This is a genomic window from Candidatus Nealsonbacteria bacterium (assembly GCA_019923625.1).
Taxonomy (GTDB): domain Bacteria; phylum Patescibacteriota; class Minisyncoccia; order Minisyncoccales; family RBG-13-42-11; genus JAHXGN01.
The window spans coordinates 1-3,160 of sequence record JAHXGN010000027.1 but is presented as its reverse complement, the minus strand read 5'-3'; the positions used below and the strand labels follow the sequence as shown (position 1 = coordinate 3,160).

The 3,160-nt window shown below is 37.7% G+C and carries 2 protein-coding genes; both read right to left on the bottom strand.

The window, feature by feature from the left end; genetic code table 11:
• Positions 1-68: 68 nt before the first annotated feature.
• Entirely contained in the window at positions 69-1,322 is a 1,254-nt protein-coding gene (locus tag KY055_02810; protein ID MBZ1345531.1) for an MFS transporter, read from the bottom strand.
• Between the two features lie 150 nt (positions 1,323-1,472).
• The gene (gene murC, locus KY055_02805; GenBank protein MBZ1345530.1) at positions 1,473-2,882 is read right to left on the bottom strand and encodes a UDP-N-acetylmuramate--L-alanine ligase; all 1,410 of its coding nucleotides are present in this window, start codon (positions 2,880-2,882) and stop codon (positions 1,473-1,475) included.
• Between the last annotated feature and the right edge of the window lie 278 nt (positions 2,883-3,160).

Below are 3,160 nucleotides of genomic sequence, written 5' to 3'. Positions count from 1 at the left end.
GGCCAAGTACAAGGACAATCTTTTAAATTTTCCTCCTTTTTGCATTCCGCCATATATTTTTTCCTTGTTTAGTTGTGGAAGCGATAATGCGAGCTTTGACTTGCCATTTTGCCAAGAAGTCCAACTATTATTACAAAAATCCCGGCAAAAATAAACAGCATTTGGTATCCCAGAAAGCCAATAACCAACCCCGAAATTAAAGCGCCGAAAGCCACGCCCAAAGGAGCAAAAATAGTATCAATGACGCTAGCTTCTTCAGGTTCTGTTTTGAGACGTTTGGAAATTAAGCCGGAGCGAGCGGAATTACAAATCAGGGATCCGGCCGACCTGGCAATATTAATCAATAAAACGTTTAAAAAACTTAAAACAGGCAGGGCTAAACCAAAAATAATTGAAAAAAAGCCGGCAACCAGACTGCCCTGAAAAACATTTTTTTCACTGTTATTTTTTTCTAAATGTTTAATAAGTAAAAGAGACAGGGGTACAAATAAAACCGAAAAGACAGATATAAAAATTAGAATTAAATCCTGCGACCAGACCAATTGGTCTTTTAAAAATAAAACGAAAAAGGCGCGGTAAAAACCGGCTAAAAGCAAAACTGAAAAAGAAATCAGAAGAAAGGGTAAAATGGTTTTTGTTTTCAAAACCTGAAAAATTTTTTTGTAATTATCTTGAGAATCTTTCAAGTTAAAACCATCGCCTACCCGAACGTTAGCGAAGGGTGAAGAAGAGGATTTATCCTCTTCGACTAACAAGGGCTTGGCTATTTTTTTTAATTTTACAAAACAAAAAACAGCAGTAAAAAGATGAAGGATTAAACTGAAAATGAAAACGCCCGCAAAATCAAACTTCCAGATAAAAAAAGCACCAACAGCCGGAGCTACGGCATCAGCGTAAAAAGGGGCGGAATAAAACCAGCCGAAAGACCGATCAGGATTTTCTAAGTGATATCCCATTAAAATTGCCCTGATTGAAACAAAAAACAGCGCGGCCGAAATCCCTAACAAAACCTGCCAAAAATAAAATAAAACCGGATTTTGAATTAAAATCATTCCCAGAGCATAAACAGCATAGCCTAAAATTCCGACGCCGGACAGCATTGCCGGATTAATTTTATGATTTAAAAACCCGGCAATCGGAGCAAAAAGAGAAAGAGGCAGATAAATCAGAAGATAGGAGTAACCGACTTCCGGCAAAGATAAACCACGAGCAATTAAAAACAAAGGGAAATACAAAGAAAAGGATTTGTAGCCAAACATCAGAAAGAAATGAATAATGGAGGCGTCTCTGGTAATTTTCTCAATTTTGGGGAAAAGGGGCATATTGTAATATTTTACTATGGTTGTTCCTTGTTTCAAATTAAATTAAAAAAGGCGCTCGCCCTGAGATCCAGAGAGGGGGGGGTGCCTTTTTAAATTCTCTTATTATAATTTATTATAATTATTTATAATCCCTCTATTGCTTCCCGAACCCTATTTACTGCATTTCCTATTGCTTTTTGTGACGTTAATTAATTTATAGATGTCTCCGGCGCCCATTATTATCAAGACATCAAACTGCGAGCTTTCTTTAAGATAATTTAAAACTTTTTCTTTCGGCAGATAGATTACATTTTTTTTATTTATTGCTTTAACCAATTTTTCCGAGCTAACTTTCTTTTTTATGTTTTTTTCTTCCCGTCCGGCCACGTCATAAATATCAATGATTATTGTTTTATCCATCGGCGCTTGTCTAAAAACTTTTACAAAACCGGCAAACAAACAATACGTTCTATGATATTGATGGGGTTGATAAACACACCATATTTTCTTTCTCGCCCGCCTAAGTTTTCTTTCTTCACCCGCCACAAATTTCTTCGAAATTTGGGCGGGCGGGAACTTTGGCGGGTAAAGATATTTTTCTCGTGCTGCTTTCAGGGTTACCTTGATTTCTGTCGGGTGGTGAGCGTAGTCTGAAATAGTTATTATTTTTTTACCTCGCCAAATTATGGTTTTTTCTTCAAAGCGACGCCAAACACCCCTGTACTCGGACAGAGATTTAAAAGAAACTTTATCGGGAATGTTCAAAGTTCTGGCAACCATCAAAGCCGCCAAAGCATTGGAAACATTATGTTCCCCCGGAACTTTCAAAATCTTCCTCAATTTTCCCGCCTCCGGTTGCTTTAATGAATAATCTATTGATTTCGCAAGTCGATAGATTGAGTTTGCTGCCCGTTTAATGTTTTTGTCGTCTTTGTTGGCAACCAAATAACCGTCTTCTGGCAAATGTCCGATATATTTTTTAAAAGCTTTCAAAATATTGTTCAGATTTTTATAGTAATCTAAATGGTCAGCTTCAATATTGGTTAGAACAATAATTTTGGGCCAGTAATTCAAAAAGGAAGCAAAGTGTTCGTCTGCCTCGATGACAAGATATTTGGACTTGCCCACTTTGCAATTTGAATTTCCGAACTCTTTTAATTTCGTACCGACGATTACCGTTGGGTCCAATCCCGCTTTAACCAATAAGAGTCCAAGCATCGAGGTGGTGGTGCTTTTTCCGTGAGTTCCGGAAACGGCAATTGTGTAGTAGTGTTTTGTCAATTCTCCCAGGGCCTGGGGATAGGTTTGAAGATTTATTTTTCTTTTTTTAGCTTCTTTTAACTCTGGATTATCCGGCTGGACGGCAGGGCTGTAAATTACCAAATTAACCCTTTTGGGTAAATTTTCAGCTTTATGTTCGCCAATTGATATTTCCGCCCCTTTCTTTTTTAGGGCTTCGGTGATTTCCGAAGAAGCCAAATCAGAGCCAGAAACTTCGTGGCCTTTTACCAAATAGTATTGAGCCAAAGCGGAAACTCCGATTCCGCCGATACCGATAAAGTGAATTTTCATTTCCTTCATACAATTTAACTATAACAATTTTCTAAAAACAATGTCAAAATTTAGCGAACCGGCTCTCACTGGCTCTAAAGTTAAACGAGTTCAAACTTTCATTATTATTTTACCAAATCTTGTTCACCAATCAAAGAAAAGGAACTTAAGTCGCTAAAACCTTACCTCCCGACTATATACGCTTTCAGTGTTAATTATATCGCCTCTTTGACGGGCTCGGTCGCTCGCTTACGCTCGCTCCCTCGCCCTTATTTTGTATTCAAAAATGGGGTTTTTGAAGGTAAAAA

Coding starts and splice junctions, on each gene's coding strand:
- KY055_02810 (MBZ1345531.1), bottom strand. CDS start 1,322: ATGCCCCTTTTCCCCAAAATTGAGAAAATTACCAGAGACGCCTCCATT.
- murC (MBZ1345530.1), bottom strand. CDS start 2,882: ATGAAGGAAATGAAAATTCACTTTATCGGTATCGGCGGAATCGGAGTT.